Genomic DNA, 24,181 nt, shown 5'->3' with positions numbered 1-24,181 from the left:
GAAAAAATGAAAAAAGTGAACCTGCTGGGCCCCCTGTTCGGGTTTGCGCTTATGGCGGCAGCTTCCGTATATGCCGACCCGGATCCTAATTTCCACATCTATCTCGCGTTTGGCCAGTCCAACATGGAAGGCCAGGGCACTATCGAAAGCCAGGACAAGACGGTCAATCCCCGTTTCCAGATGCTCTCGACAATCGACAACTTCAACGGAAGAAAACTGGGAACTTGGAACGAGGCGATTCCGCCGCTGGCCAACAAGCATGGCGGTCTTGGCCCCACCGATTACTTCGGACGCACCTTGGTCGAAAAGCTTGACCCGCAAATCAGAGTCGGTGTCGTTGTCGTGGCCATTGCGGGTTGCAGCATTGTGGCGTTCGATTCCCCGATGGATCAGGGCTATTTGAATGACCAGGCTGGCTGGTTCAAGGATATTGTCAAGGACTATGGTGGTGACCCGTACAAGCGTCTGGTTGATATGGCAAAGAAAGCCAAGGAAGACGGCGTCATCAAGGGAATCATTTTCCACCAGGGTGAAACGGACGAGGGCGACAGCGATTGGCCGGGCAAGGTCAAGAAGGTTTATGACCGCCTGGTCAAGGATATCGGGCTCGACGAGAACATCCCGTTCTTTGCGGGCGAAGTCCCGTATCAAGGCAGCTCCAAGGGCACGAACAACAACATCAGGAAACTGCCGTCCCAGTCCAAGAATTTCTATCTCGTGTCTGCCGAAGGGCTCAACGATCTGGACATGATGCGCATCCATTTCTCTTCGCAGGGCTACCGCGACTTTGGCAAGCGTTATGCGGAAAAGGTGATGGAAGTCCTGGGCGACAAACTTAACCCGGTCGCTACTTCGACACCGGAGTCTTCCAGCGCTGAAACTCCGACCTCCTCTAGCGGCGATGCTCCGGCATCTTCTGGCGCAGAGAATAGCTCCAGTTCTGCGGGTCCGGCGGATGGCTCCAGTTCCTCGGTAAAGTCTCCTGAAAGCAGCGCCGATGCGACATCGTCGTCTGAAGGCTCCGAAGCTATTAGGGCTGTGCAGGCCAAGGGCGTTACCATCGGGAAGATGGTTGTCTCGCAGAACGAGATTGTCGTTCCCGTGAACCTTGACCGTGCTTCCCGCGTCAACGTGAGCGTGTACTCGGTTCTCGGCAAGCAGGTGATGAGCATGGATGCGATGTTCTCTGCCGGCGAGAATACGGTGAACCTTGATGCTTCCAAGCTTCCGGTGGGCAACTACCTGGTTTCTGTGCAGGCCGGTTCTGCCCGTTCTACGGCGCGCATCGATATCGCCCGCTAGCACGCCAAAACATTTTTGTGTAAAGCAAGCAAAGGCTCCCTCGCTTTTTGGCGGGGGAACCTTTTCCTTTTGTATGTTTTTTTTTCGTTGCGGGGGAGGGCTCCGGCCGACGCTTCTATTCTCACGACAACAGTTACTCTTCTCGATGACTTGAAGAATATCTCGCTTTGCTTTAAAAATATGTAGGGCTGTTAAGGCTCTATTTATTTCAGATAATGATGGGGGAGCCTTTTCTGGGAATGTTTTTTTTCGTCGCGGGGCTAGTCTATGCTGATGAGTTCAAGGTTGTTTCCGTTAACCTTGAACTTGATTTCCTTGCCGGCGAAGCTGAACCCGTAGATGCGTTCGGGGTCGTCTTGGTAGGCGGGGCGCGGGTCCTGCTCCAGTACGGCGACGAGAGCGTCCCTTTTCTCAAATTCTAGCTTGTTCAAAATTTCGGCAGGGGCGTTGACGTGCAGCCTGTTCTTGAACACGGAGTCTGTAAAACCGCCGATGGCTTCGGGGCGGGCGTCGGTGTAGGGAATGTAGGGCTTGATGTCGACGATGGGCGTGCCGTCCATGAGGTCGGCTCCGCTCACGACAATTTCGGGGCCTTCATCCCCGTCAAGGTGGATTTCTTCGATTTTCACGCACGAAAGCGCGAGCGGATTCGGGCGGAAACTGGAACGGGTCGCGAAAACGCCGAGGCGCTTGTTGCCCCCGAGTCTGGGCGGCCGCACTGTCGGGCTCCAGGTCTCGCGGATGTTTTCGGAGAATATCCATGCAATCCACAGGTGGCTGAATCCTTCTAGCCCACGCAGGGCGTCGGCGTTCCGGAATTCCGGTTCAAAGCGGATGCACGACTTGAGGCCCGGGACAAGGCCGCTTTGCCTAGGTACCCCGAACTTGGTGTCGAAATCGCTTTTGATTTTTGCGATAATTTTGAAGGATATCTCTTGCATGTTCCAATCTTGGCTCATTTATTTAGAAAAAATAACGCTCTCGTGGGGAATCGTGACGTAAAATATCTTATTTTAGAATATATCACATTTCAGGGAGAATATCAAATGGTATTGACCGTCTTTATCCTTTACCTGCTGATGATGCTCGGCATCGGTTTTTACTTCTCTAAAAAGGCGAACAGCCTGAACGCTTACTACCTCGGCAACCGCGGTATGAACAAGTGGGTGGTCGCGATGTCCGCGCAGGCCTCCGACATGAGCGGCTGGCTTTTGATGGGCCTCCCGGGCGCCGTGTTCGTGAGCGGTTTTTCCGAAGCATGGATAGGCATTGGCCTTGTAATCGGTACGTACCTCAATTGGAAAATCGTGGGCCGCAGGCTCCGCAAGTACAGCCATTTCTGCGGCGATTCCATTACGCTCCCGGATTTCTTCTCGAACCGCTTCCGTGACAACAAGGGAATCATCCGCGTCATCGCCTCGATTTTCATTCTCGCTTTCTTCCTGTTCTACACGGTTTCGGGCTTTGTGGCTAGCGCGAAGCTGTTCGGTACCATCTTCGGCATGAACTACACCACGGGCCTTATCATCGGTGCAGTTGTCGTGGTGAGCTACACCTTCATGGGCGGCTTCTTCGCCGTGTGCTGGACGGACTTTATCCAGGCGACCATGATGCTCATCGCTGTCATTGCGATTCCTTCGATTATCATGAGCGGTTCGGGTGGCTTTGCCGCGACGATGGATGCCGTGAACGCGCAAAACCCCTACCTGATGAGCCTGTTCACCAACGCCACTACCGGCAAGTCCATCGGCCTGATTGCGTTGATTTCTAGCCTCGCGTGGGGCCTCGGCTACTTCGGCATGCCGCACATCCTGGTGCGCTTCATGAGCATCAAGAATGCCGAAGAAATCAAGGATTCCCGCCGCATCGCCATGACCTGGGTGACGATTTGCCTCGGTGCTGTCGTGATGATTGCGTTGCTCGGCCGCTACTACGTGGAAGCGCACGGCATTACTGTTACCGACCCGGAACGCATCTTCATGATTCTGTGCCAGACGCTCTGTCATCCGGCGGTTGCCGCTATCCTCATGGCTGCCATCCTCGCCGCTATCATGAGTACCGCCGACTCGCAACTGCTGGTTTCTGCTTCTGCATTCAGTAACGACCTTTACAAGCATTTGTTCCGCAAGAAAGCGAGCAACAAGGAAGTCATGTGGGTGAGCCGCGGCGTGGTTGTGCTCATTACCGTCATTGCCGTGATTGTCGCCATGCAGGGGGCGCCCGGCGCCGAAGGCGCTAAACAGGGCAAGAGCTTCCTCGACGTGGTGATGAGCCTTGTGAGCTTTGCCTGGGGTGGCTTCGGTGCGACCTTCGGCCCGATCATGCTCCTTGCCCTGTTCTGGAAGCGTACCACGCTTCCGGGCGCCATTGCGGGCATGCTCGTCGGCGGCATCACGACGTTCGTGTGGAAGTTCTACCTCTCCGGATTCTCCGCCGAGATTTTCCAGATTTACGAACTCGTGCCCGGCTTCGTTCTCTCCTTCGCGACCATCGTCATCGTGAGCCTTTGCACCAAAACTCCGAGCAAGGAAATCCAGGACGAGTTTGACCAGGTGGAACGCACCCGCCTGAGCGATATTAAGCTTTAAAATGGTTTTGTCCAACAGGAAAAAACGAAAGAGGCCCGCTTAGCGGGCCTTTATTTTCGTGTCGTTTCTGTTATTTTGACGGCTCGAACGAGGTAGGAATGTGCGGCGTATCCGGGTCGGAATGGATGTACGAGAAACCGCTGATCTTGCCGGTTTTACGGTCAATTGGTCCTGTCTGCAACTGTCCGTAAATGCTCGGTGTACTGCCCGGATGCATGTACATCTTGTTATTAATCAACATGTAGTAGCCGTAAATTTCCCAAGTCCCCGACTTGTATTCGACTTTCTCTCCGTCTTCGAAGGCTTCCAGTTTGGAGGTCCCGTCGGCATTCAGGGAGAACGTCCATTCCACGCCATCGTTGGTCGCCACCCATTCGCCGACAAAATCCTCGGCCTTTTCGTAATCGTACTCGATATCCCTAACCGTACAGTTCATGATCTCGCCCTTGAACGTCGTGATTGTATTGTCGGTACCCACGGAATAATTGAACATCGTACGCAACCAACCTGCGTAATGATGTAACGGGCGCATCAACAGGGTGCTGCGCTGGATATCGTAACGGCCAGCATGCCAGTTCACCACACTATCGTCGACCGAAGTTTCACAGATATACGAGTTGTCGAAAAACTTGATGATTCTCGTAGAATCGCCATCGGCACATTCATAGATCTTATCCTGAATATTTTCGGCCTTGGATATCTTGCCCTTCTGGACAGCAACGCTGGCCTTTACCGCTTCGCTGTAGTCTTCCGAATCGTCGACGGAGTACAGGACTTTACCGTCTTTATCGACCACGAACGAAATCTTGAAGCCCTTGTCTACTTTTTCCGCAATCTTGTTGGCTGCATCGGTTTCGCTATACTGCAAACCCGTATTATCCTTTTCAAAACTAACCACGCCATTGGCAAAATTCGTATAGGTAACCGCCCACAATTCGTTCGGAATACGGAGGGCTATAACCCCTTGCTTGCTGCCGGTGGAAAGGTAGACGGTCTGGTCGAACAGTTTGAGTTCCATGTTCTTTTCGAGGTCTTCCAGTTTCGCTGCGCGTTTTCCCTCGGAAGGCTTGTCGGACGAAGATGTTGATGCCTTGTCTTGGCTGGAAGATGACTTGTCTGAGGTTTTCTTGGACGAGGAGGACTTTGCATCGACCTTTTTTGACGATGATGATTTGGCGGTGTCTTTTTTCGAAGACGAAGAATCTGCATCGTCCTTGGAGGATGAACTGTCTTGGGATTCGGAAGATTCTTCGGTAGAAGTATTTGCAGAAGTGGAAGAACTGTCGTCACCGCATGCTGCGAACAGGAATGCGGAAGAAATCAAAAAGGGAAGGATTTTCTTGTAATTCATACACTCAAATATAGATTTACACATGGATCTTTTCAATTATGAAAAAACCGTCCTTTTGGCGGGACGGTTTTTTAAATGTGCGTATGAATCAGGATGACTCTCGGATTATACGCCCTTTGCGAGAATTTCACCAATCTGCACGGCGTTGAGAGCGGCGCCCTTGCGAATCTGGTCACCGGTGAGCCACAGCGTGTTGCTGTTCTCGTCGGCGAGGTCCTTGCGGATACGGCCCACGAAGATGTTGTCCTTGCCGGCGCTTTCGAGCGGCATCGGGTAAACATAGTTCTGCGGATCGTCCTTGAGCGTCACGCCCGGAGCGTTCTTGAGGGCGTTGCGGATTTCTTCCACAGACACCGGACGTTCCGTTTCGAACCACACGGATTCGGAGTGAGAACGGAGAGAGCTCACGCGCACGCAGGTGGCGCTCGTACGAACGTCGGAGTGCATAATCTTGCGCGTTTCGTTGAACATCTTCATTTCTTCCTTGGTGTAGTCGTTTTCCGTCATCTTGTCGATTTGCGGAATCACGTTGTACGCAAGCTGGAAGGGGAACTTGTTGATGTGCGTAGTAGAACCAGTCTCAAGGATATCCTTGTACTGCTGCTTGAGCTCTTCCATGGCGATGGCACCTGCACCGCTAGCGCTCTGGTAAGAAGAAATGTGAATCTTCTTGATGTGGGAGATTTTTTCGATCGGGTTGAGCACAACGACCATCATGATGGTCGTGCAGTTCGGGTTGGCGATGATGCCCTTGCCACCGAGTTCAGCCTTGTAGAGCTTGATGTCTTCGGGGTTCACTTCCGGCACGACCAGCGGAACAGCCGGGTCCATGCGGAAGAAGCTCGTGTTGTCCACGACCACGGCACCGTTTTCGACTGCGATGGGGGCGAATTCCTGGGAAATCGCTGCACCGGCGGAGCTGAGCACCAGGTCGATGCCCTTGAAGGAATCCTTGTTCAGGACTTCGCACTTGAGCGTTTCGCCCTTGAACTTGAATTCCTTGCCTGCGCTGCGTTCGGAGGCGAGGAGCTTGAGGCTCTGCAGCGGGAAGTTGCGCTCTTCGAGGATGGAGAGGATTTCTTGGCCCACGGCGCCGGTGGCACCCATGATGGCTACGTTGCGAATCATAGTTTAACCTTTAATTGTCTTCTTGTTGAGGTTGGTAGTTTGATATTAAATTCTTGATGTTGTTCTGGAAACGTCCCAGATAAACTTTTGTCTGGCCCAGCTGGTCGCGTGCCTGCTGGTACTGCTTGACCTGTTCCTCGGAGTTCTCTTGCAGGGAATAGGTGTACAGGGAGTAGGCGGCGAGTCGGAGGCATTCCGTTGCCTGGATGAGTTCGGAGTGGGCTTCGCTTGCACTGTGCGGGTGGAAAAGCCCGAGCGTCTTGCGGTTCAGCGCTGTCGCGTTGTTGTTGATGGCGAGAGCCTGCTGGCTGCGCGCTTCGCGGTCCGCTTCGCTGATGTTCGGCGGAATCAGCTCAAAGTCGTCGATGGAGGCTGCGATGGTGCGCATGCGGTCGATAACTTTGTCCGTCTCGTTGATGTAGCTGTTCAGGCGGCCCTTGGCAGCTTCGGGCGAGCCGGGCTTCGCGTTCTCGTAGGTTTCCGCTGTACTGGCATGGCCGGTCGAGAGGTATGTTCCTGTGCGGGCCACAGTCCCTGACGGGTCCACTTCTTGTGCAGCTTCGCCGTTGTTGAATGACTGGATGTAGTCTTGGTACTTCGCGTTAAGTTCTGCAATCTCGGAAGCGGACTTGTCGGAGGCGATGATGAATGTCGGGCGTTCCCAGTAGGCAATGCCGAGGAAGCCTGCAAGCATTAATGCGGCAAAAATGGCGTTGCCCGCCTTGGCTGCGCTGTCTTCGCTGCGAATGACATACAGGATGCCGAAAAGAAACATGCTCGCAAACGCGAGGAGCACGCCACCGTCCGTGTTGTAGGTGACAATGGTGTTCTTCATAAAATAGAAGATGCTGTCTATTGCCACGAGGAGGAGCGAGAGCAGCGTTCCCAGAAGTTTCTGGTTGCGCGTCGGGGCGGATGCGGACATGAGTATTGTGACGAACGTAATCCCGAGGGGGAGTACGAACATCAATGCAATTTCGGCAACCTGCGTATTCATAGGACTTAGAACGGGAGGTCGTCGTCACCTTCGGACATCTGGGGGTCGTATGCCGGAGCGGGTGACTGGCTGTAGCTGTTGGACTGGTTGTAGCTGTTGCTCTGGCCATAGCCGCCAGCGTTCGGGGCGCCGCCCTGGCCACGCGGGGTGAGCAACTGGAACGTGTCCATGTTGACTTCGGTAGCGTAGCGCTTCTGGCCCGTGGTCTGGTCGGTCCAGCTGCGGTTGGTGAGGGTCCCTTCGACATAGAGGCTCATGCCCTTGCGCACGCCGAGCTGTTCGATGATGTCGGCAATCTTGCCCCAACCGACGATGTTGTGCCAGTCGGTCTGTTCCTTGGTTTCACCGTTATTGTCGCGGTAGCGGCGGGAAGTTGCGAGGGAGAACGATACGCGCTTGCGTCCGGCGGGATTGGCTCGAATTTCCGGGTCCTTGCCAATGTTGCCGATGAGCATAACTTTATTCAAATAAGCCATATTTTTATCCTGTAATAATTTTGCTTTTTTTGCGTGGGCAAAAATAAAAAAAATTGGGTGTCAATTTCTGCCCTTCGCTAAAAAATGCGGGGTTAGTGCCGTTTTTCCCTTTTTTTTGCAAAAAAATGGGGGGTGCGGCGGTGTTTAAAAGCCTTGCCGGGGCTTCCGGTGGCGGTATCGGGCTTCTGTGTCGGGTTTATCGGGTTGTTAGTTTGTTTGTAATATCTGGCGGCCTCCTATTCGCAGTAGTCCAGCTTCCCTGGGGTCGGTTCGCTCAGGCACCAGGATTCGCCTTTGTCGCGCTTTTGCCATTTACGGATGTTCAGTTGGGAGCTCTGCCCGTACTTGCTCGACCCCATGGCCGGGATGACTTCCAGGTGCAGGGAATCGGGCTTGTCGGCGTAGTACAGGGAATCGAGGACGGTACCCATGCACTGCAATACAATGGCTCCCTTGGAGTTGGCGAGGCCCTTCCATTTATCGGTGTTCTTGTATTCGTCGGGGGCCCTTGCGCTGAGCTCGGCGAGTACCAGGATGTCTCCCGGGTTGATGCGTTCCGGCACGATGGCGCAGGAACTGCTTGCTACGGAACTGGTCCCGATAGTGCAACCCTCCAGGCTCAGGGTGTCAAGGCTCCCGTTGTACAGCTCGATGAACTCGTATTGCGACGAATCCTTCGTGTTGACGGCGGTGAACACCTCGGTCACGACGATGTCGCCCACGGCCGGGTAACGGGAGTATCCGGGCAATCGGAGCGAGATGTCCTTGCTCACCTCGTCTGTCGTGGAAATGGCGAGTTGCACCTTGGAGCGGATCGACTTCACCGTGAACTCGGGAACGGGAGTGTCTTCGGTGAGCAGGAACGTGTCCTGCATGCTGTAGATGGTCTTGCCGGCGCTATCCTTCAGGAGCAGTTTTATCTCGTAGGTCTCGCCGAGGGGGAGCATACCACTTGCAAAGACGGCGTTGACTCCGTCCATTGTCATTTTGTAGCTGTAGCTCGTGTCGTCGGTCGTGAGCGAGAGTGTACCGCTACTGACTCCGGCCGGGTTGCCGAACCCGAGGGGGATTTCCACGTACACGAACCCTACGATGGCGTGCAGGGGGATGGTTACATCTACGCTGCTGCCGGCCTCGATTTTTGTCACGATTTCGCCCTCTTGCATAAGCCCTCCGTTTGCGTAGAGCTTTGCAGAAAGGACCCAGCGGTCATGTGGGAACAGGTCAAGCTCGAAACTGCTGTCCTTGTTGTCGTGGACGATGTGCAGGGAGTCTGAGCCGACGCAGTCGAGCACGATGCTGTCGAGGCGCGGTGCGGCGGTGTAGGCAAGCTCGACCGATACCTTCGAAAGTTCGACCGATTTTGCATTTGAACTGCTGGATTCGTCGCTGCACCCGCTGATGGGGCCCAGGGCGATGAGGGTTGCCGATGCCAGGGCCACGAGTGTGGCTCTGGAGGTGTTTTTCTGGTTCTTTTTTGGACTCATATTACCTCCTTATGGAATGGTCCGATGTCTATAGACGTTTTAAGGAGGATTTTTGTCCTAATTTTTTGAAAAAAATTTTCCTTTATAGGTGTAAACGGCCTTTTCCCTGTGCTTGGCGGCTATTTTGGAGCTTTTCTGCGCAGGCCTTGTCTTGCCGGATAATTTTTACGAGGGCGCTCGGAGTGAGGCCGAATGCCTGTGCCGCCTCTTTCGTGTCGCCGTTCTTTTGGGCCATTCTGTCGAAAACGTGGGCTATGAACAGCGGAAACAATGCGTTTGACGGCTGGATGTGGCCGTTACTGCCGGGGAAGGGAATCTCCACAGCGGGAGGCGTCTCTCGGACCTTGAGGGCGAGTGCCATCTGCATTTTGCGCAGAGCATGTGTCTTATTTTCTTTTGCGCTCCTGCCTTCGCACGATTTGATTTCTAAATTGTATTGCCGCAAGGTGAGCATGACGCCCGTGTTGGTCTTGTTCCTGTGCTGGCCCCCCGGGCCGCTGCCCTGGAACCCCTTGAGCGTACATGCCCCGAGCAGTTCGTCCAGCGTCATTTTAAGATAGGTATCGCGATGCATACTTTAAAAAATACAATTCTTTGTGCCTTTTCCGTGGCGATTCTTTCGGTTATGGTTTCGTGTGCGGGTTCTGCCGGCGGTGCGGCTCCCTCGTCCCAACCCCAGGAGTCCGCGTTGGTCAAGGATGCGAAATACCAGGAACGCGAGCAGGACAAGAAGGCCTTGCTAGAACAGATGTTCGTAAAATTCCAGAACTCGATTCGCATGAATGTCGAGGCCGACTCGTTGCTCGCCTTGATGACCGATACCTCGGAATACTGGATTGATTCGTTGGAACAGCATGCCCGGACTTATACTTCGGAAAATCTCGATACATGCCAGTTTTACGAGGTCTACGCCATTCTCCTTTATCGCCTCTATGAACGTGAGCACTTGTTTATCAGCCCGGACGACAAGATGGTCTACCTGTTGCTTTCGAAGAGTGGCATGGTCAACAAGCTTTCTAGCCTGAAACTCGGCCCGATGGAAGTGAAGAACGACCGTGGCAGCGTTGGCCTTGCCTCGAGCCCCAAGGTGCCCATTATGATTTTTGAATGGGATGATTCCGCCTGGAAACTTAACTTGCCTCAGACGCTCCCGCTGATTACGAAGGGTATAGAATCCATTGCGGTAAAGAAAAGCTGGTCGAGCAAGAAGCTGGCGCTTTACTGGCTCGACAAGGAATACCATCTGACGTATTCCCGCCTTGACGATTCTCTTTACGAACCTATCTACTAATCCTGCCGGAAGGCCGTTTGAAACCGATGAAATTTCGCTTTTTTGCCCTTTCCCTGCTCCTGCTTGCGAGTGCCTGTTTTGCCGCATCGGCAAAGCCTGTCCCTGTTTTGGCCAAGTTCAGTTCCCCGAAACCTTTTTCAGGGGAACGCTTGTTCTTTGTGCTGGATTCGTTGGGTGAAGGTGGCAATTGGATGGAATGGGACCCCAAGGGAATCAAGGACCCGTCCGTGGCCAACGCGATTTCGTCTTTGGGGGCGAAGCCCGAGATGGTCTGGATCTTGAGCGAAAGGAAAATGCCGCTCTTTGCGGCCCTTGTCGCGCAGGGAGCAGGTGAATTGCTCGTGTTCTGTGAACTTTCGGCACTGGATGCAAAGCCCGAACCGCTCAAGTTGAATGAGGTGATGGACCCTAACGTCGTCTTCCGTGATTACAGACAAGTTTCTCCAAACGAGTTCGTCCACCGGGATAAGGAAAATTTGAGGGTGATGGCGACCGAACAGCGAATCCGTTTTGCCTATGTCAATCCAGACAAGGAACCGCTCAAGTTCGATGCCAATTTTTCGACAAAGACGATTGTGGAAAAAAAGGCCCTGGTCCGCGAATACATGGATTTCTTGAAGTATGAGTATTCGCTGATGCTGCGGGCTTTTGTGCAGTCGACTCACGGGATCTTTAACTGGCAACCGTGGCACTGGTACATGCCCGAATGGTACTCGAAGTCCTTTATAAAAGACGACGAATTGGAGGCAATCCTTGCTGCCGGGAAGTCTCCTGGATTTTTTACGGTGTTTAAGGCGAAAACTGTCGGCGGTGAACTTGTTGTGTTCCGGGCAAACGGAAACGGATTTGCCGAATTGGTGATAACAACGCCATAAATGGGAATTCAAGGCGCTTTTTGGACGTCGAAAGCCTTTTTTTGAAAGGGCTCATTTTCTATCTTATAATCCGTGATTTGTATGTTCAAAAAATCTGCCTTTTTTGTTCTGTTCCTTGTCGTCTGCGGTCTGGCGTCAACTGTTGTCGAGGATTCCCGTTCCCGTTTTGTCGTGGATGATGACGTTTACGAATCCAGCGTGCATCGTTGCGAAAATGGCGATGGGGCTCGGTTTTTCCCAGAAAATGCGGTGGTTTCTGAAGAGGATGGAGGAGTATACCGCGTTTACCGCGTTGCGCTTCCGTCGAATGCGAAGCCCAGTGTCCGTTTAGGGAAGGTGAAATTGCTCCCGCTCGGTGCTCCGTACTGCAAAGAGGCGTCGCTCAAATTCCGGCCCCTGACGGTCGGCAACCCTTATTTGCGTGACGGCTTGTGGATTGTAGAAATTGTTGTCCCGCTCCTTGAAAAGCGTGGGAACTCGGTTTCCCTCCGCAAGAGTTTTGAACTGACTGTTGAATTTGCCGGTGGAGCCCCTTCTGGAGTGTATCCTGGCAAACGTGCTGTTGACCGCGTGCTGAACCGCAAGTCTGCCGCGCGTTTTGGTGTCGATCAGGGCAAGTCCCGCAAAGCTTTGCGCCGCAGTGCCCAAAGCGAGCTGGATAACGTGGAGTTCTTGGCAATGTTCATGGTGGGCGATCGCGAGGTCGCCTCGTTCACGGAGGATGGATTCTACGCGGTCGAATTCAAAACGATCCGTAATGCGCTCATGGCGTTGAATCGGCAAGAAGAACTGGATGCAATCCGTATAGATAAGATTTGCCTTTACGGAGGAAATCCTGATACGCTTACCGAGAGGGTCCCGGGAACATCTCTGCTCACGCCTAACCAGATTTTTGAAATTCCTATTGAAATTCGTGACCATTCCAAGGATTCTCCTGCTCCTGATGGTTATTTCGGGCCGGGGGATTCTCTTTTGTTCGTTGGCTACGGAACCTCTATTTGGAAGCGGATGGATCGCGAAAATCCTGAATACAAAAATGGTTCCATGGATTATTTCCATTCGTATTCGCCTTACTCCTTCTACCAATACTTCTCGTTTGGCTACAAGAAATCGGGTTCGGGTTTGCGAATCTCTTCGTTGCCTTCTCCGGCTGGGAGTGGCAGTTCTGTCAAGTTCTTGCGTTATGTCCGTGGCGAAAAAGATGCGGTGCTGCGCGACACCTATTACGGCAAGGATCTTGAATGGGACGAAGAAACGGGTAAGGAATGGTTCTGGCATTGGCACGGCCGGTTTGATACGACAAAGATTTCTTATTTGGAACAAAGTTTCCCCCAGACAAAGAACTTGCTTGGCTTTGTTGATGGTGGCAAAAATTATGTAGCCGTGAGTTATTTCCCGTACCGTTCCGTTTTCAAGTCTTCTGCCGAACGTACGGATGACCAGCCTCAAAACACCTCGCTGTCCACCACTTCGTATGTGGATAGGATGCAGGGGATAAAGTTCTCTTTTGATGTCAATGGCAGGACTTTCACAACGAGGACGTTAATCCCGGGCGGGAATTTCCGCTTAGATGATGTGGGGCTCAAGGCTAATGGAAATACATATTCGTTGACGATGCTGCCCAACGATGTCCAGTTTGATCGTTTTGACGGCTATACCGTGGCATACGAGTGGAAACCCACTGCCGATACGGCTGAATGGATCCTGCCCGGATCTGTAAGCGGCGTAATCCAGATTCCTGTTGGTGGCGATGCCAATTTGCGCTTGATGAAGTTCAAAGATTACGAGCCTCTCGGTTTGTTGAAAATAGAGAAAGGTGTCGCAAAGGATAGTATTGCCGCCGGGGAAGATGTCCGGTACTTGCTGTATCGTGATGGCGTGTATCGTCCAAACTCCATGATTTCTGTCGAGGGAATTCCTGGACGAATTCAAGGTGCATTGAAAAATCTGTCTGCAATCAACAACAAGACGGAATACTTGGTTATTTCGCCGACGGAATTCGGCAATACGGCCTATGAACTGGCTGAGTTTCGCTCGAGTGATTCCGCCATTGCTTCGTTCAAGACGACGCTTGTTCTTGTGGAAGACATATACCGCTATTACAAGGGGGGCTCGCTCTCTCCGGTCGCTATCCGCAACTATATCGCCTATGCCAAGGGCGTTTGCCCGAACCTCAAGTACGTGCTCCTTGTCGGGTATGGTCATTTTGATTATCGAGGATTCTATTCGCGTTTCCCCAAAAATTTTATTCCTCCGTTTGAAAATGAAGCGGTGGTTTCAGAGGATTTCTACGGGGTTCTGGATTCCGGCCATGCCGCTATTTATGGAACGGACGACATCGATGTTGCCGTGGGGCGCTTGACGGTTGTGAACGATTTGGAATTTCGAAATTATTTGAAGAAGGCCAAGGAGTATGAGCAGGTCAGGAAGTACGATCATTCCTCATGGCGCTCGACACTTATTTTGACGGCGGACGATGCGAGAAATGGGACCGATGTGGATAAAACGGAACACACAAGGATTCACGAAAGTGTTAGTTCAATGATTGATACCTTGTCCGAAAAAAATAAATACCGTTGGAACCAGAAAAAGATTTACTTGCTGAACTATAAAGAAGATGCGGCCGGGCAGAAAAAGGATGCAGCCCAGCATCTGGTGGATGCGTTGAATCAAGGCGCTTTGATGACGACTTATTTTGGCCATGCCTCGGTAACGGATTGGGCGGGCGAGGGCTTGCTTAAGACATCGTATGTGTCTCGATTGACCAACAAGAAACTTTACACGATTCTGAATTCGTTCTCGTGTTCCACTTCTCGATTTGATAACGGGAAAACGGTATCGTTGACTCATTCCTTTGTGGTGACGCCGGATGTGGGCGCAATTGCTGCTGTTGGCGCTACACGAGAAACATTTGCCTCGCAGAACGAACTTTTTGCGAAGAGGTTCCTTGCGACTGCACTGTTTGAACCTAAGGCGACTATTGGCGATGCCCTGCTTTCGGCGAAGAATCAAAAATTCCAGACGGATTATCCCAACTATCGTTACAATACGGGGCATTATGTCCTGTTTGGTGAGCCGGTGCTAATGATGCCCTACGGAGAAGGGAATATCACTCTTGATGAGGAAATCGATACGCTGAAGGCATTGGACAAGGTCTCGTTAAGCGGTTCCGTGAAAGGTATCGACAACGGAATGATTCACTTGTCGCTGCGCGAAGGCCGTTACAATAAGAAAATGTATATCGGATATGAAAAGGGGGCGGCCAGTTTGTCGGCAGATACGATCGAAGTCCCCTTTGACGGAGCGCTGATTTATTCGGAAGATGTTGAGATTGCCAATGGGCGGTTCAATGTTGAATTTGTGACTCCACGGAAACTGGCGTTTGGTGACACGGCTGTCGAGTTCCAGGCTTGGGCGTATTCAAACGATGTAAGGCCCATTGCTCGCCATTGGAAAAAGGGAATCGTCATTTCGGGTATGTCCTCGTATGCGGATTCTATCCATGACGAAACTCCTCCCACTATCCATATACAGCCTTGCGTTAAAGAAGGGCGTGCTGCAGACTTTGCCGATGGGCAGATTGTGGTATTGCAGTCTCCTGGGTGCTTGCAGGTTATTATCGAGGATTCTACGGCGTTGGATTATCGCGAACAAGCGGACGAAGGTATTTCCTTTGAAATTGAAAAATGGCAAACGCCGTTCCATCCCTACCCATATCAGGAGCAAACGTCCAAACGTGCGGTTGTCAAGATGAATTTCTCTTCGGAATTCTATCCGGCGGGGCGCTATGTGTTCAAGGCGGTAGCGTACGATGTGATTGGCAATCGCGGCGAGAAGACGGTGACGGTCGATATTACAGATGACATGACGTCGGGACTTGCCGATGTGTTCAATGTGCCGAATCCGATGGGTAAGAAGGGGACGACCTTCTACTTCAAGAACTATGCCATGAACAGGACGTCAAGGGTGAACATTTTCATCTATAACCAGAACGGAAAACTGGTCAAGGTTATCAAGAATGCTGTTTCTGGGTTGACGACTTGGGATGGTCGAGATAATCATGGCAATTTGCTCGCTAATGGTCTCTACCATTATGTTGTCAAGAGCGATGTCGAAGCTACGGAAGATTTCAAGAAGAAAACTTGGAAAAAGAAACAGAAACTATTGATTTCGAGGTAAGATATGGATTTGCGTGAAAAACCGGGCAAGGTACAGAAATTTTTGGAGCTGATGCTTCGTTTTAGGCTGATTGCTTTGGTGGTGATGGTTGTCGCGACGGTTTCCTTTGTGGCGACGGGTTGGCAGGAAATAGTGTCGTTTCCGCTTTTTGTTTCCGAGGCGTTCGGCATGTGGTTTGCCGAAATTGAATCGCTGTCGGCATTTTTTGCTTCTGCTCAGTATATTTCCGTTGCGGCCATTGCTTGCTTCGTGATGCTGTTTGTCTTTGGCGGTGTTCGTGCGGGGATTGCTTCGATTGTTTCGACCGCAGTCTGTTTTGCTGCGTTATTCGTGCTGGACGGCGGCGAAGGTGTAGTGCTCCCGATGTTCGGGATTCTCGCACTGGTTGCTTTGGTGCTGTTCTTGTTTGTCAAGAATTCCGTTGCCTGTGCCCTTTTTCCGTTTGTCTTGTGCTGCCTGTTCCTTAAAGGTCTGTTATGCCTTGGCCCTTGGGGTTTGAGTGAAAATCCGATCGAATTTTGGTGGGCGGCGTTCTCTATATTCGCGTTTGCCAATTCCATGGCGTTTGCGCTTGTGGTCGGGAAACACCTTGGTGCTGGAGTTCCGCAGGCGGGCGCTTTGGTAAAGGCTGCAAGGCAGATGCTTGTGCCGGTGTTTGTCGGTGCTCTGTTGCTTGTCGTGGCTCTTGTTCAGTCAAGGGCGGAGGGTATGGCCGGAACGTCGTGGCTGTTTGCCTCGCTGCGTTACTTGGCCTTGGTTGTGTGGTTCTTCGTTTTCTTCTTCCCGATTACGTCGTTTGCCCCGTGGGAAAAACTCCGTGCGGGTTCTCGCCGTGTCCAGATGAAGGACAAAAAGAAAGGACGGAAATAACTACGCAATATTCAGCGACTGCTCGCGGATGCACTCGATCTCGTTCTTGAGTTCGATGGCAAGCGCTGCAATGTCGGCGCTCTGGCACTTGGTCCCAAGCGTATTCGCTTCGCGTCCCATTTCCTGAAGGATAAATCCGAGGTTCTTGCCCTGCGCACCGCCCTTCTTGAGAGCGTCCAGGAACAGCTTGTTATGGCTGTGGAACCGCGTGATTTCTTCGTGGATGTCGAGCTTGTCAGCCATGATGCAGGCTTCTTGCAATAGGCGTACGTCGTCGATTTCGCTGTCCTTCATCAGGGCGTCCACGCGTTCCTTGAACTTGACTTTCCATGTCTCGATTCGCTGCGGGTCCAATACTTCGACCTTCGCGAGAACGTCTTCCAGGTGGGCGACGCGCTTTGTGAGGTCGGCGGCGAGGTTCGCGCCTTCTTTTTCGCGCATGGCAATCACGCCGTCGAGTGCCTTGTCAAGTTCTGCCTTCAGGTGCTTTTCCCAGGCTTCGTTGTCAGCGCCTGCATCGGTAAACTGCAATACTTCGGGAATCGCGAGGATATGCTCGAGTTTGATTTCGCCTGCGATACCGTACTTGGCCTGCATGGCCTTGGTGATTTCCACGAACTTGCTCACTGCCGTCTCGTTGTAGCACACGGGAATGTTCCCGATATTGCCTTCGCCGAGCGTGATAGAGAGGTTTACCGAGCCACGGGCAAGTTTTTCTTTGATTTGCGCCTTGAAGTCGTTCTCGAGGTAGGCGAAGTTTTTCGGGATTTTTGCAGAAATTTCGAGGAAGCGGCTGTTCACGCTGCGCACTTCGATAACGCAGGTGGTTCCGTTCAGGGTGGATTCGCTCTTGCCGAATCCGGTCATAGAAATAATGGACATGCCCCAATTATAATAAAAAAGAGCGCTCCATTTGTTCATTAGAGGAATAATTCAACTTTGATTGTAGATTCTGGTAAAGGCGCTTGATTTTCGTTGTTTTGAACTATATATTTAGGAATGTCATAAGAAGGATGAACATAATGAAAAATTTGTTGTCTTTGGGAGTTTCTGCATTTTTATTTATGGCCTGTAGCGACACAGGGTCTGTTTTTGAAGTTCCGCTTCCCGGTTCTCTCGATTCAGAAGAGCCGGTTTCTTCTTCCAGTATCGTTAAGAAATCGTCCGCCTCAAAATCGAAAGAGGATTCTGAGTCCAACAAAGGGGAAGATAAAAGCGAATACAATTCCAGTACAGGAATCTTGAAAGATCTTCGCGATGGTCAAACTTACAAGACCGTGGAGATTGGTGAAGGTGAAAATGCGCAAATCTGGATGGCGGAGAACTTGAATTATGCGTATAAGGTCCAGACGGCACAATTGGATTCATCTAGTTTCTGCTACGATAACGAGTCCAGAAATTGTGAATCTTATGGGCGTATGTATTTGTGGAGTGCCGCTATGGACAGTGCTGCCGTTTTTAGTAATGCAGGCGAAGGTTGTGGGGGAGTGGCGGGGGTTAATCCTAGTGTCCAGAATTGTAATATAAGCGGAGTTTTTCGTAGTGTTTGTCCCAAAGGATGGCATTTGCCTACGGGTGATGAGTGGCTCCAATTGATTCATACGGTTAATGAGTTGAAGCCGGATGATGATGCGGGTAGGTATTTAAAATCCAAGAGTGGTTGGAAATTAAAAGAAGGCGTGGACTACAATGGCGAAGATACCTTTGGATTTAATGTTATGCCAGGGGGAAGTGGTCATGCAGGGTATCTTGGACGTGGTGAAATGGAGTTTTCAAAGATGGGAGAGATTTGTTTTTTCTGGACTGCTGATAAATACGATGAAGGATCACCGGGAGCCATAGGTTTTTATAACAGTACGCACTACAATTATTTAGTTGGCCAAATGCCTGTGGGTTATCACTATATCCGATGCCTAAAGGACTAGTCCGAAAAACGCGAGCAGGAGAAGCTTTCTACTTCTTGCTGATAGTCGCGATGACGTGTTCGGCGCCGAAGTTCGGGATGCCGATGGCGGTGAGGAACTTGCTCAGCGTGTGCTCGCTCTGGAAGTTGATGTTCTCGATGCGGAACCCTTCCTTTTTGCAGAGCGTGTAGAAGTCCTTTACCGTCAAGAGGCGGATGTTCGGAGTGTCGTACCACTCGTAGGGCAGTTCCTTGGACTTGGGCATGCGACCGTGGAGCATGAGGCTTCCGCGGGTAGTCCAGTGTCCGAAATTCGGGAACGTGACGATTGCCTTCTTCGCGACGCGCAACAGTTCGTTCAGGAGCGCCACTGGGTCGCGGATTTCCTGGATGGTGCGGTTGATAATCGCGTAGTCAAAGCTGCCGTCCTTCAAGTCCGAGATGCCGCGGTCGTCCAAGTCGCGCTGGATGACCTGTACATCTTTTTCGAGACAGTCCAAAATGCCGGTGATGTTCTTCTCGATGCCGAAACCGGTGACCTTCTTCTTCTTGGCGAGGAAGTCGAGCAAGTCGCCGCTGCCGCAACCAAGGTCAAGTACGTGGCTGCCTTCTTTCACGAGTTTGCCGAGCAGCTTGAAGTCGCTCTCCTCATGGAATACGGGCACTGCCTGCGTGCCTTGTTGCGGGATAATCTTCGAATCGAGGAAACGGCCCACGGCCTTTCCGAGTTCACCCACTTCGATGAGGAATCCATCGTGCCCGAACTGCGTGTCGAGTTCAAGGCTCGTGACTGACTTGCCCACGTTCAAGAGTGCACTCGTGATGCGGCGGCTTTCGTGCGGCGGGAACAGCCAGTCGGTGGAGAGGTTCACGTTCAGCACTTCGGCGCCGATATCCTTGAAGGCGTTTTCGATGCTGCCGTATTCCGTTTCCAAGTCGAATGCGTCGGTCGCGTGCGCGATATGCAAATAACTGTTTGCGTCAAAACGGTCCACGAACTTTTTGCCCTGGTAGCGCAGGTAGCTTTCGATGGGCAGGTTCAGGTCGAACGGGGTCGAGTACGTGACGGCGTGGCTCTTGTTCTCTTGCGCCTGTGCGCGTTTGAACTTTTGTTCCATGCCGATGGCCGAAAGGTAGGTGATGTGCGCGAGCTTGCGGGCGTTTGCGAGGCCCACGTCGGGCTTTTGCGCCTTGTCGTAGTAGTCGCCGCCGTTGAAGTCCGGGTCTTGCGTAATCACGTCGCGGGCCACGACTTCGAATCCGAGCGCCTGGCTCGAGAAACGCGGCGAACTTGCGATGATTACGATGCGCTTCACTTGTTCGGGGTAGTAGATTGCCCACTTCATGGCCTGGAAACCGCCCATGGAGCCGCCCAGGACGCAGTAGAATTCCTTGATGCCGAGCCCGTCGGCGAGTTCCTTCTGTGCATGCACCATGTCGCCGATGGTGATGATTGGGAAGGTGCTGCCGTAGGGTTTGCCCGTGCGCGGATTGATGGTCGCGGGGCCTGTGGTGCCCTTGCAGCCGCCCAGAATGTTGCTGCAGACCACGAAGAAACGGTCCGTGTCGATTGCCTTGCCGGGGCCGATGAGTTCGTCCCACCAGCCGGGTTTCTTGTCGTTCTCGGTGTACCAGCCGGCGGCGTGCGCATCGGCGGTGAGCGGCGAGCAAATCCACACCGCGTTGTCGGCGGTGGCGTTCAGCTTGCCGTAAGTCTCGTAACGGATCGTCAGCGCAGGGAGCGTGCTTCCGTTTTCCAGCACAAAACCGGCCTCGCCATAGTCCTTGACGAAGTCCTTCGGCTCCACGGGGCCGATGCTGGATTTATGCAAATATTCACTCATATGCATAAATATAGTAAAAAGATGGTCGCTGCTAATTATAGTTTCTGGCTATGGTTGGCTATATGCTGTAAATCAGGTTCAGAGAGGCCTTGGCTCCGAGCGATTCCTTGAACTTGAACAGGGGTAGGTTCAGGTATTCGCCGCAGTTTTCGGTCGAGATTCCCCACGAGAACTTCTTAAAGCCATCGTGAGCGGCTTCGCGCATGACGTTCACGTACATGGCGGTTGTCGGGTGGAACTCGCGGATTTCTTCGTTCGGGGCGATGTATTGCGCATGTCGGACGTTAGCTTGTTTGAAATCAAATAGCATCATCCCGGCGACAAACGTTCCGCCTTCCCAAAGGGCACGGAACTTGACTTCTTGTGCGATGCGGTTGTGTCGCAAGTCTAGCAGTTCTTCGAGCGTGTGTACGGGCTTCACGTTGTACTTTGCCTTCGAGATGCACAAGTGCCTGTAGAATTCGGGCATCTCCGCATCGGTCATGTCGCGGTATTCGAGATTGTGCGGAAGCGACTTGCGGAATACCGAACGGCAAGTTTTTTCGCAGTTCTCGAGCGGGTCGGTACTCGCATCGAGCGTGCATACGGCGCTCAATTCGGTCTGTCTCCTGTAACCGCGGTGCTCCAGGGTGTATTCCAGGAGGGCTGTCGAATCTAGGGCGAAGAGGCTCGATGTCGGGCGCATCTTGATTTTTTTACAGATGCCCTTCAGGTATTCCTCTGCACATTCAATGATGTGCATGATCCGTTCTGCGGTATAGAAATTCTTGGAAATCACGGGTCCGCCGAAGGTGGAACCCTGATGCGAAATCCATTCGCCTGCATCGGTCAAGTTGCCGGGGAATGCGGCCACGATGGTGCCGCTCGATTCCAGCAAGAACGAGGCGTCCTTGAAACGGCCCTGCGGATGGTAGTTCAGGAACCGTCTGGTCTGCAAAAACGTGCCGTTCACCGATTCGCTCATCACGAACCGGTCCCAACGCGCTTCTAGGTGCGAATCGTACGGTAAAACACTGAACATGCGATAAAGATACAAAAATTTGCCCGACGGAAAGCTGTGAGCCGTGAGCAGTGAGCCATGAGCTGTGAGTGATGGGGTTTGAGGGGAAAGCCTTCCCCTGGCTCGCACTATCGTTGCTCACCACCCCTTCTAGCGGGCATGACATTCCCTAGATCCTGGCCGCTTTTCTTTCGCCTAAAACTCCGCATTCCCCTAGCCCCTAAATCCTAGATCCTAAATCCTAACCACACCCCACATCCTGAGAAATTTGTATATTACTTTCGTATTATGCCGAATTTTGAAGAAAAAGCGCAGATTGTCCAGTTGCCCAAGTTCCTTGACGAACGGGGCAATTTGAGCTTTTTGGAATCGGGCAAGCACATTCCCTTTGAAATCCGGCGCACTTATTGGATTTACGACGTGCCGGGTGGTTGCCTGCGCGGGAGCCATGCGTTCAAGACAGAAAAGGAATTTATCGTTGCGCTTTCGGGCAGCTTTGACGTGGTTGTACACGACGGCGTCGAAGAAAAACGCTATTCGCTTTCGCGTTCCTATTATGGACTCTATCTGCCGCCGATGCACTTTAGGACTCTTGACAATTTCTCGACCAATTCGCTTGCGCTTGTCGTTTCGTCGTCGGATTTTTCCGAAGAAGACTATATCCGTGATTTTGACGAATTTATCCGCGAGGTGAAAAAATGAACGAGCAGGATTTGAAGAACGCCAACATTGGCATGTGCTCGCTCATTGAACTCCCGAGGATTAGCGAACGTTCGGGGAGTCTGACGCCTATCCAGAACTCGAAGGAGGTCCCCTTCGATATCAAGCGCGTGTTTTACCTGTACGATATTCCCGGTGGCGTGACGCGTGGCGGCCATGCCCACAAGGAATGCCACCAGTTGTTGGTGGCGGCGAGCGGCGCCTTCGATGTGAAGGTTTCCGATGGTGAAAACGAGAAGGTCTACCGCCTTGACCGCCCGTATTTCGGGTTGCACATTCCGCCTGGAGTCTGGGCCGAGGAACTGGGATTCTCTTCGGGTTCTATTTGCTTGGTGCTCACTTCGCACGAATTCAACGAAAACGACTACTGGCGCGATTACGGCGATTACCTCAAGTTCAAGAAGGGGCATGAATGATGAAGATTCCCTTTTTGGACTTGAAGCAGGTGAACGCTCCCTATATGGATGCCTTGAAAGAGGCAGCCTCGGCAGTCGTGGAATCGGGATGGTACATTCGCGGTTCTTACTGTGAAAAGTTCGAGAAGGAATTCGCTTCTTATTGCGGGTTTGCCCATGGCGTGGGTGTCGGGAATGGTCTCGATGCGCTGACGCTGATGCTTCGTGCTTCCATTGAACTCGGGTGGCTCAATCCTGGTGACGAAATCTTGGTGCCGGCGAATACGTATATCGCGACGGTCCTGGCTGTGAATGCAGCGGGCCTTGTCCCGGTGCTTGTTGAACCCGATGAAAAGACTTTCAATATCGATCCGGCGAAACTGGCGGATGCGTGTACAGAAAAAACGCGTGGAATCTTGGCGGTTCACTTGTATGGTAGGCTTGCAGATATGCCTGCTATCTGGAAATTTGCCAGCGAATGCGGATTGCTTGTTTTCGAAGATGCAGCGCAATCTCACGGAGCATTTTTAGACGAGAGACGTGGTTCGACAAGCTCACCAACCGAGACGAGAGACGAGAGAAAGGTTGTAAAAAGTGCCGCCATTGCTTACAGTTTTTACCCAACGAAAAACCTCGGGGCGCTCGGCGATGCGGGTGTGGTCGTAACCGACGACGCGGAACTAGCCAATGTGGTGCGGATGCTCGGCAATTACGGCTCCGAAAAGAAGTACGTGAACAAGTATCGCGGAGTCAATTCCCGCCTCGACGAAATTCAGGCGGCCTTCTTGCTTGCGAAACTCCCGCATCTTGATGCGTGGAATGCACGTCGTCGCGAAATCGCTGCCCGCTACTGTAGCGAGGTGAAGAACCCGCTGATTCTCCTTCCCGAAATTCCTGCCGACCCGCATGAGCACGTGTGGCACGTATTCACGATTCGCACTCCGGACCGCGCTATTCGCGATGCGCTGCAAAAGTTTCTTGAAACCCGTGGCATCGGGACGCTAGTCTTTTATCCGATTCCTCCGCATTTGCAAGAAGCTTATGCGACTCGACCCGATGGGGCGAATTTCCTGTTGCCCACGAGTGGGCTTTCTGCGAAGTTCCCGATTACGGAGGCGATGGCCGACACCATCATCAGTATTCCCGTGTCGCAGGTGCTTACGGATGATGAAGTTTCTGAAATTATTGGAGCATTGAATGAGTTTGTGTGCTAGAATTATCCGCAAGCTGGTACGTACCTCGCGCGTATGCTTTTACAAGAGTATATCGACCGCAAAACCCAAAGGTAAGTTCCGCTCCATTGCCCCCGTACTCTGTGAAGGCAAGGGCGACATTGTCGTGGGCGAGGGAACCAGCTTTGGCTTTATCGAGGATGCGGATTTTTGGACATCTTACGTGTTTTTAAACCCGCGTAATAGAGAATCTTCGATAACGATCGGTAAGGGTTGCCAAATTTGCAACCGCTTCAGTGCGGTTTCCGAAGGCGAAGGAATAGAAATAGGTGACAACGTTCTCGTGGGTTCTTCCGTGACCATTCTCGATAGCGATTTCCATGAAATCGATCCTGAAAAACGCATCGGCGGGACTCCTAAGACGGGGAAGGTCGTAATTGAAGACAACGTTTGGATTGGCGACCGCGTGACTATCCTCAAGGGAACGGTTATCGGTAAAAATTCTGTAGTGGCCGCGGGTGCCGTCGTTTCGGGCGAGTTTCCGGCGAATGTCGTCATCGGTGGCGTCCCGGCAAAAGTCATCCGGGAAATAGGCGGTTAACG

The 24,181-nt window shown here is 52.3% G+C and carries 21 protein-coding genes; 11 read left to right on the top strand and 10 right to left on the bottom strand.

Annotated elements, in window-relative coordinates; all coding sequences use genetic code 11:
• Positions 1–6: 6 nt before the first annotated feature.
• Positions 7–1,302: a sialate O-acetylesterase gene (locus tag Q0Y46_RS09015; protein ID WP_297946778.1), complete on the top strand. Its 1,296-nt coding sequence runs from the start codon at positions 7–9 to the stop codon at positions 1,300–1,302.
• 260 nt (positions 1,303–1,562) lie between these two features.
• On the opposite strand, the gene tsaA is transcribed toward Q0Y46_RS09015, so the two are convergent.
• A complete protein-coding gene (gene tsaA, locus Q0Y46_RS09010) occupies positions 1,563–2,243 on the bottom strand; it encodes a tRNA (N6-threonylcarbamoyladenosine(37)-N6)-methyltransferase TrmO (protein ID WP_366522508.1) in 681 nt (226 codons plus the stop codon).
• Between the two features lie 105 nt (positions 2,244–2,348).
• Between tsaA and putP the strand changes: the two genes are divergently transcribed.
• Positions 2,349–3,890: a sodium/proline symporter PutP gene (putP, locus tag Q0Y46_RS09005; protein WP_297946774.1), complete on the top strand. Its 1,542-nt coding sequence runs from the start codon at positions 2,349–2,351 to the stop codon at positions 3,888–3,890.
• A 70-nt stretch (positions 3,891–3,960) separates the two neighbouring features.
• Here the strand turns inward: putP and Q0Y46_RS09000 are convergent, their stop codons facing one another.
• From Q0Y46_RS09000 to Q0Y46_RS08975, 6 genes are all read right to left on the bottom strand, one after another.
• The gene (locus tag Q0Y46_RS09000) at positions 3,961–5,241 is read right to left on the bottom strand and encodes a hypothetical protein (RefSeq protein WP_297946772.1); all 1,281 of its coding nucleotides are present in this window, start codon (positions 5,239–5,241) and stop codon (positions 3,961–3,963) included.
• A 105-nt stretch (positions 5,242–5,346) separates the two neighbouring features.
• Positions 5,347–6,369, bottom strand: a complete 1,023-nt coding sequence (locus tag Q0Y46_RS08995) for an aspartate-semialdehyde dehydrogenase (protein ID WP_297946770.1) — start codon at positions 6,367–6,369, stop codon at positions 5,347–5,349.
• 10 nt (positions 6,370–6,379) lie between these two features.
• Entirely contained in the window at positions 6,380–7,366 is a 987-nt protein-coding gene (locus Q0Y46_RS08990) for a hypothetical protein (protein WP_295679391.1), read from the bottom strand.
• A gap of 5 nt (positions 7,367–7,371) precedes the next feature.
• The gene (ssb, locus tag Q0Y46_RS08985; RefSeq protein ID WP_295679393.1) at positions 7,372–7,842 is read right to left on the bottom strand and encodes a single-stranded DNA-binding protein; all 471 of its coding nucleotides are present in this window, start codon (positions 7,840–7,842) and stop codon (positions 7,372–7,374) included.
• Positions 7,843–8,078: 236 nt separating this feature from the next.
• Positions 8,079–9,329, bottom strand: coding sequence for a lamin tail domain-containing protein (locus Q0Y46_RS08980; protein WP_297946768.1), 1,251 nt, complete (start codon positions 9,327–9,329; stop codon positions 8,079–8,081).
• 82 nt (positions 9,330–9,411) lie between these two features.
• A complete protein-coding gene (locus Q0Y46_RS08975) occupies positions 9,412–9,903 on the bottom strand; it encodes a peptide chain release factor-like protein (protein ID WP_295679398.1) in 492 nt (163 codons plus the stop codon).
• A 51-nt stretch (positions 9,904–9,954) separates the two neighbouring features.
• Between Q0Y46_RS08975 and Q0Y46_RS08970 the strand changes: the two genes are divergently transcribed.
• The 4 genes from Q0Y46_RS08970 to Q0Y46_RS08955 all read left to right on the top strand — a co-directional run bounded on the left by Q0Y46_RS08970 (position 9,955) and on the right by Q0Y46_RS08955 (position 16,544).
• A complete protein-coding gene (locus Q0Y46_RS08970; protein ID WP_295679401.1) occupies positions 9,955–10,620 on the top strand; it encodes a hypothetical protein in 666 nt (221 codons plus the stop codon).
• Positions 10,621–10,646: 26 nt separating this feature from the next.
• Positions 10,647–11,495, top strand: a complete 849-nt coding sequence (locus Q0Y46_RS08965; protein ID WP_297946767.1) for a hypothetical protein — start codon at positions 10,647–10,649, stop codon at positions 11,493–11,495.
• An 81-nt stretch (positions 11,496–11,576) separates the two neighbouring features.
• Positions 11,577–15,674 (top strand): C25 family cysteine peptidase, encoded by a 4,098-nt coding sequence (locus Q0Y46_RS08960; RefSeq protein WP_297946766.1) that lies wholly within the window; start codon positions 11,577–11,579, stop codon positions 15,672–15,674.
• Between the two features lie 3 nt (positions 15,675–15,677).
• Complete coding sequence (locus Q0Y46_RS08955; protein WP_297946764.1) at positions 15,678–16,544, top strand: hypothetical protein; 867 nt, start codon at positions 15,678–15,680, stop codon at positions 16,542–16,544.
• Here Q0Y46_RS08955 and Q0Y46_RS08950 read toward each other — a convergent pair whose 3' ends face one another.
• On the bottom strand, positions 16,545–17,426 hold the full coding sequence (locus Q0Y46_RS08950; protein WP_295679411.1) for a YicC/YloC family endoribonuclease: 882 nt from the start codon (positions 17,424–17,426) through the stop codon (positions 16,545–16,547).
• 140 nt (positions 17,427–17,566) lie between these two features.
• Between Q0Y46_RS08950 and Q0Y46_RS08945 the strand changes: the two genes are divergently transcribed.
• On the top strand, positions 17,567–18,469 hold the full coding sequence (locus Q0Y46_RS08945) for an FISUMP domain-containing protein (RefSeq protein ID WP_295679414.1): 903 nt from the start codon (positions 17,567–17,569) through the stop codon (positions 18,467–18,469).
• A gap of 28 nt (positions 18,470–18,497) precedes the next feature.
• Here Q0Y46_RS08945 and Q0Y46_RS08940 read toward each other — a convergent pair whose 3' ends face one another.
• Together Q0Y46_RS08940 and Q0Y46_RS08935 are read right to left on the bottom strand one after the other, a co-directional pair.
• A complete protein-coding gene (locus Q0Y46_RS08940) occupies positions 18,498–20,291 on the bottom strand; it encodes a homoserine O-acetyltransferase (protein WP_297946761.1) in 1,794 nt (597 codons plus the stop codon).
• A gap of 58 nt (positions 20,292–20,349) precedes the next feature.
• Positions 20,350–21,312 (bottom strand): GNAT family N-acetyltransferase, encoded by a 963-nt coding sequence (locus Q0Y46_RS08935; RefSeq protein WP_297946759.1) that lies wholly within the window; start codon positions 21,310–21,312, stop codon positions 20,350–20,352.
• Positions 21,313–21,579: 267 nt separating this feature from the next.
• On the opposite strand from Q0Y46_RS08935, the gene Q0Y46_RS08930 reads away from it, so the two are divergent.
• Genes Q0Y46_RS08930 through Q0Y46_RS08915 form a run of 4 tightly spaced genes read left to right on the top strand, consistent with a single transcriptional unit; the run spans position 21,580 to position 24,179 of the window.
• Positions 21,580–21,993, top strand: a complete 414-nt coding sequence (locus Q0Y46_RS08930; RefSeq protein ID WP_297946757.1) for an FdtA/QdtA family cupin domain-containing protein — start codon at positions 21,580–21,582, stop codon at positions 21,991–21,993.
• The gene (locus Q0Y46_RS08925; protein ID WP_297946755.1) at positions 21,990–22,427 is read left to right on the top strand and encodes an FdtA/QdtA family cupin domain-containing protein; all 438 of its coding nucleotides are present in this window, start codon (positions 21,990–21,992) and stop codon (positions 22,425–22,427) included. The genes Q0Y46_RS08930 and Q0Y46_RS08925 overlap by 4 nt, the downstream gene beginning before the upstream one ends.
• A complete protein-coding gene (locus Q0Y46_RS08920) occupies positions 22,424–23,620 on the top strand; it encodes a DegT/DnrJ/EryC1/StrS family aminotransferase (RefSeq protein ID WP_297946753.1) in 1,197 nt (398 codons plus the stop codon). Before Q0Y46_RS08925 ends, Q0Y46_RS08920 begins: the two co-directional genes overlap by 4 nt.
• On the top strand, positions 23,604–24,179 hold the full coding sequence (locus tag Q0Y46_RS08915) for an acyltransferase (protein WP_297946752.1): 576 nt from the start codon (positions 23,604–23,606) through the stop codon (positions 24,177–24,179). The genes Q0Y46_RS08920 and Q0Y46_RS08915 overlap by 17 nt, the downstream gene beginning before the upstream one ends.
• The last annotated feature ends 2 nt before the right edge of the window (positions 24,180–24,181 follow it).

Source organism: uncultured Fibrobacter sp. (genome assembly GCF_947305105.1).
GTDB lineage: Bacteria > Fibrobacterota > Fibrobacteria > Fibrobacterales > Fibrobacteraceae > Fibrobacter.
Note: the sequence above shows the minus strand (reverse complement) of the source record. Positions and strands in the feature narration are given on the sequence as shown.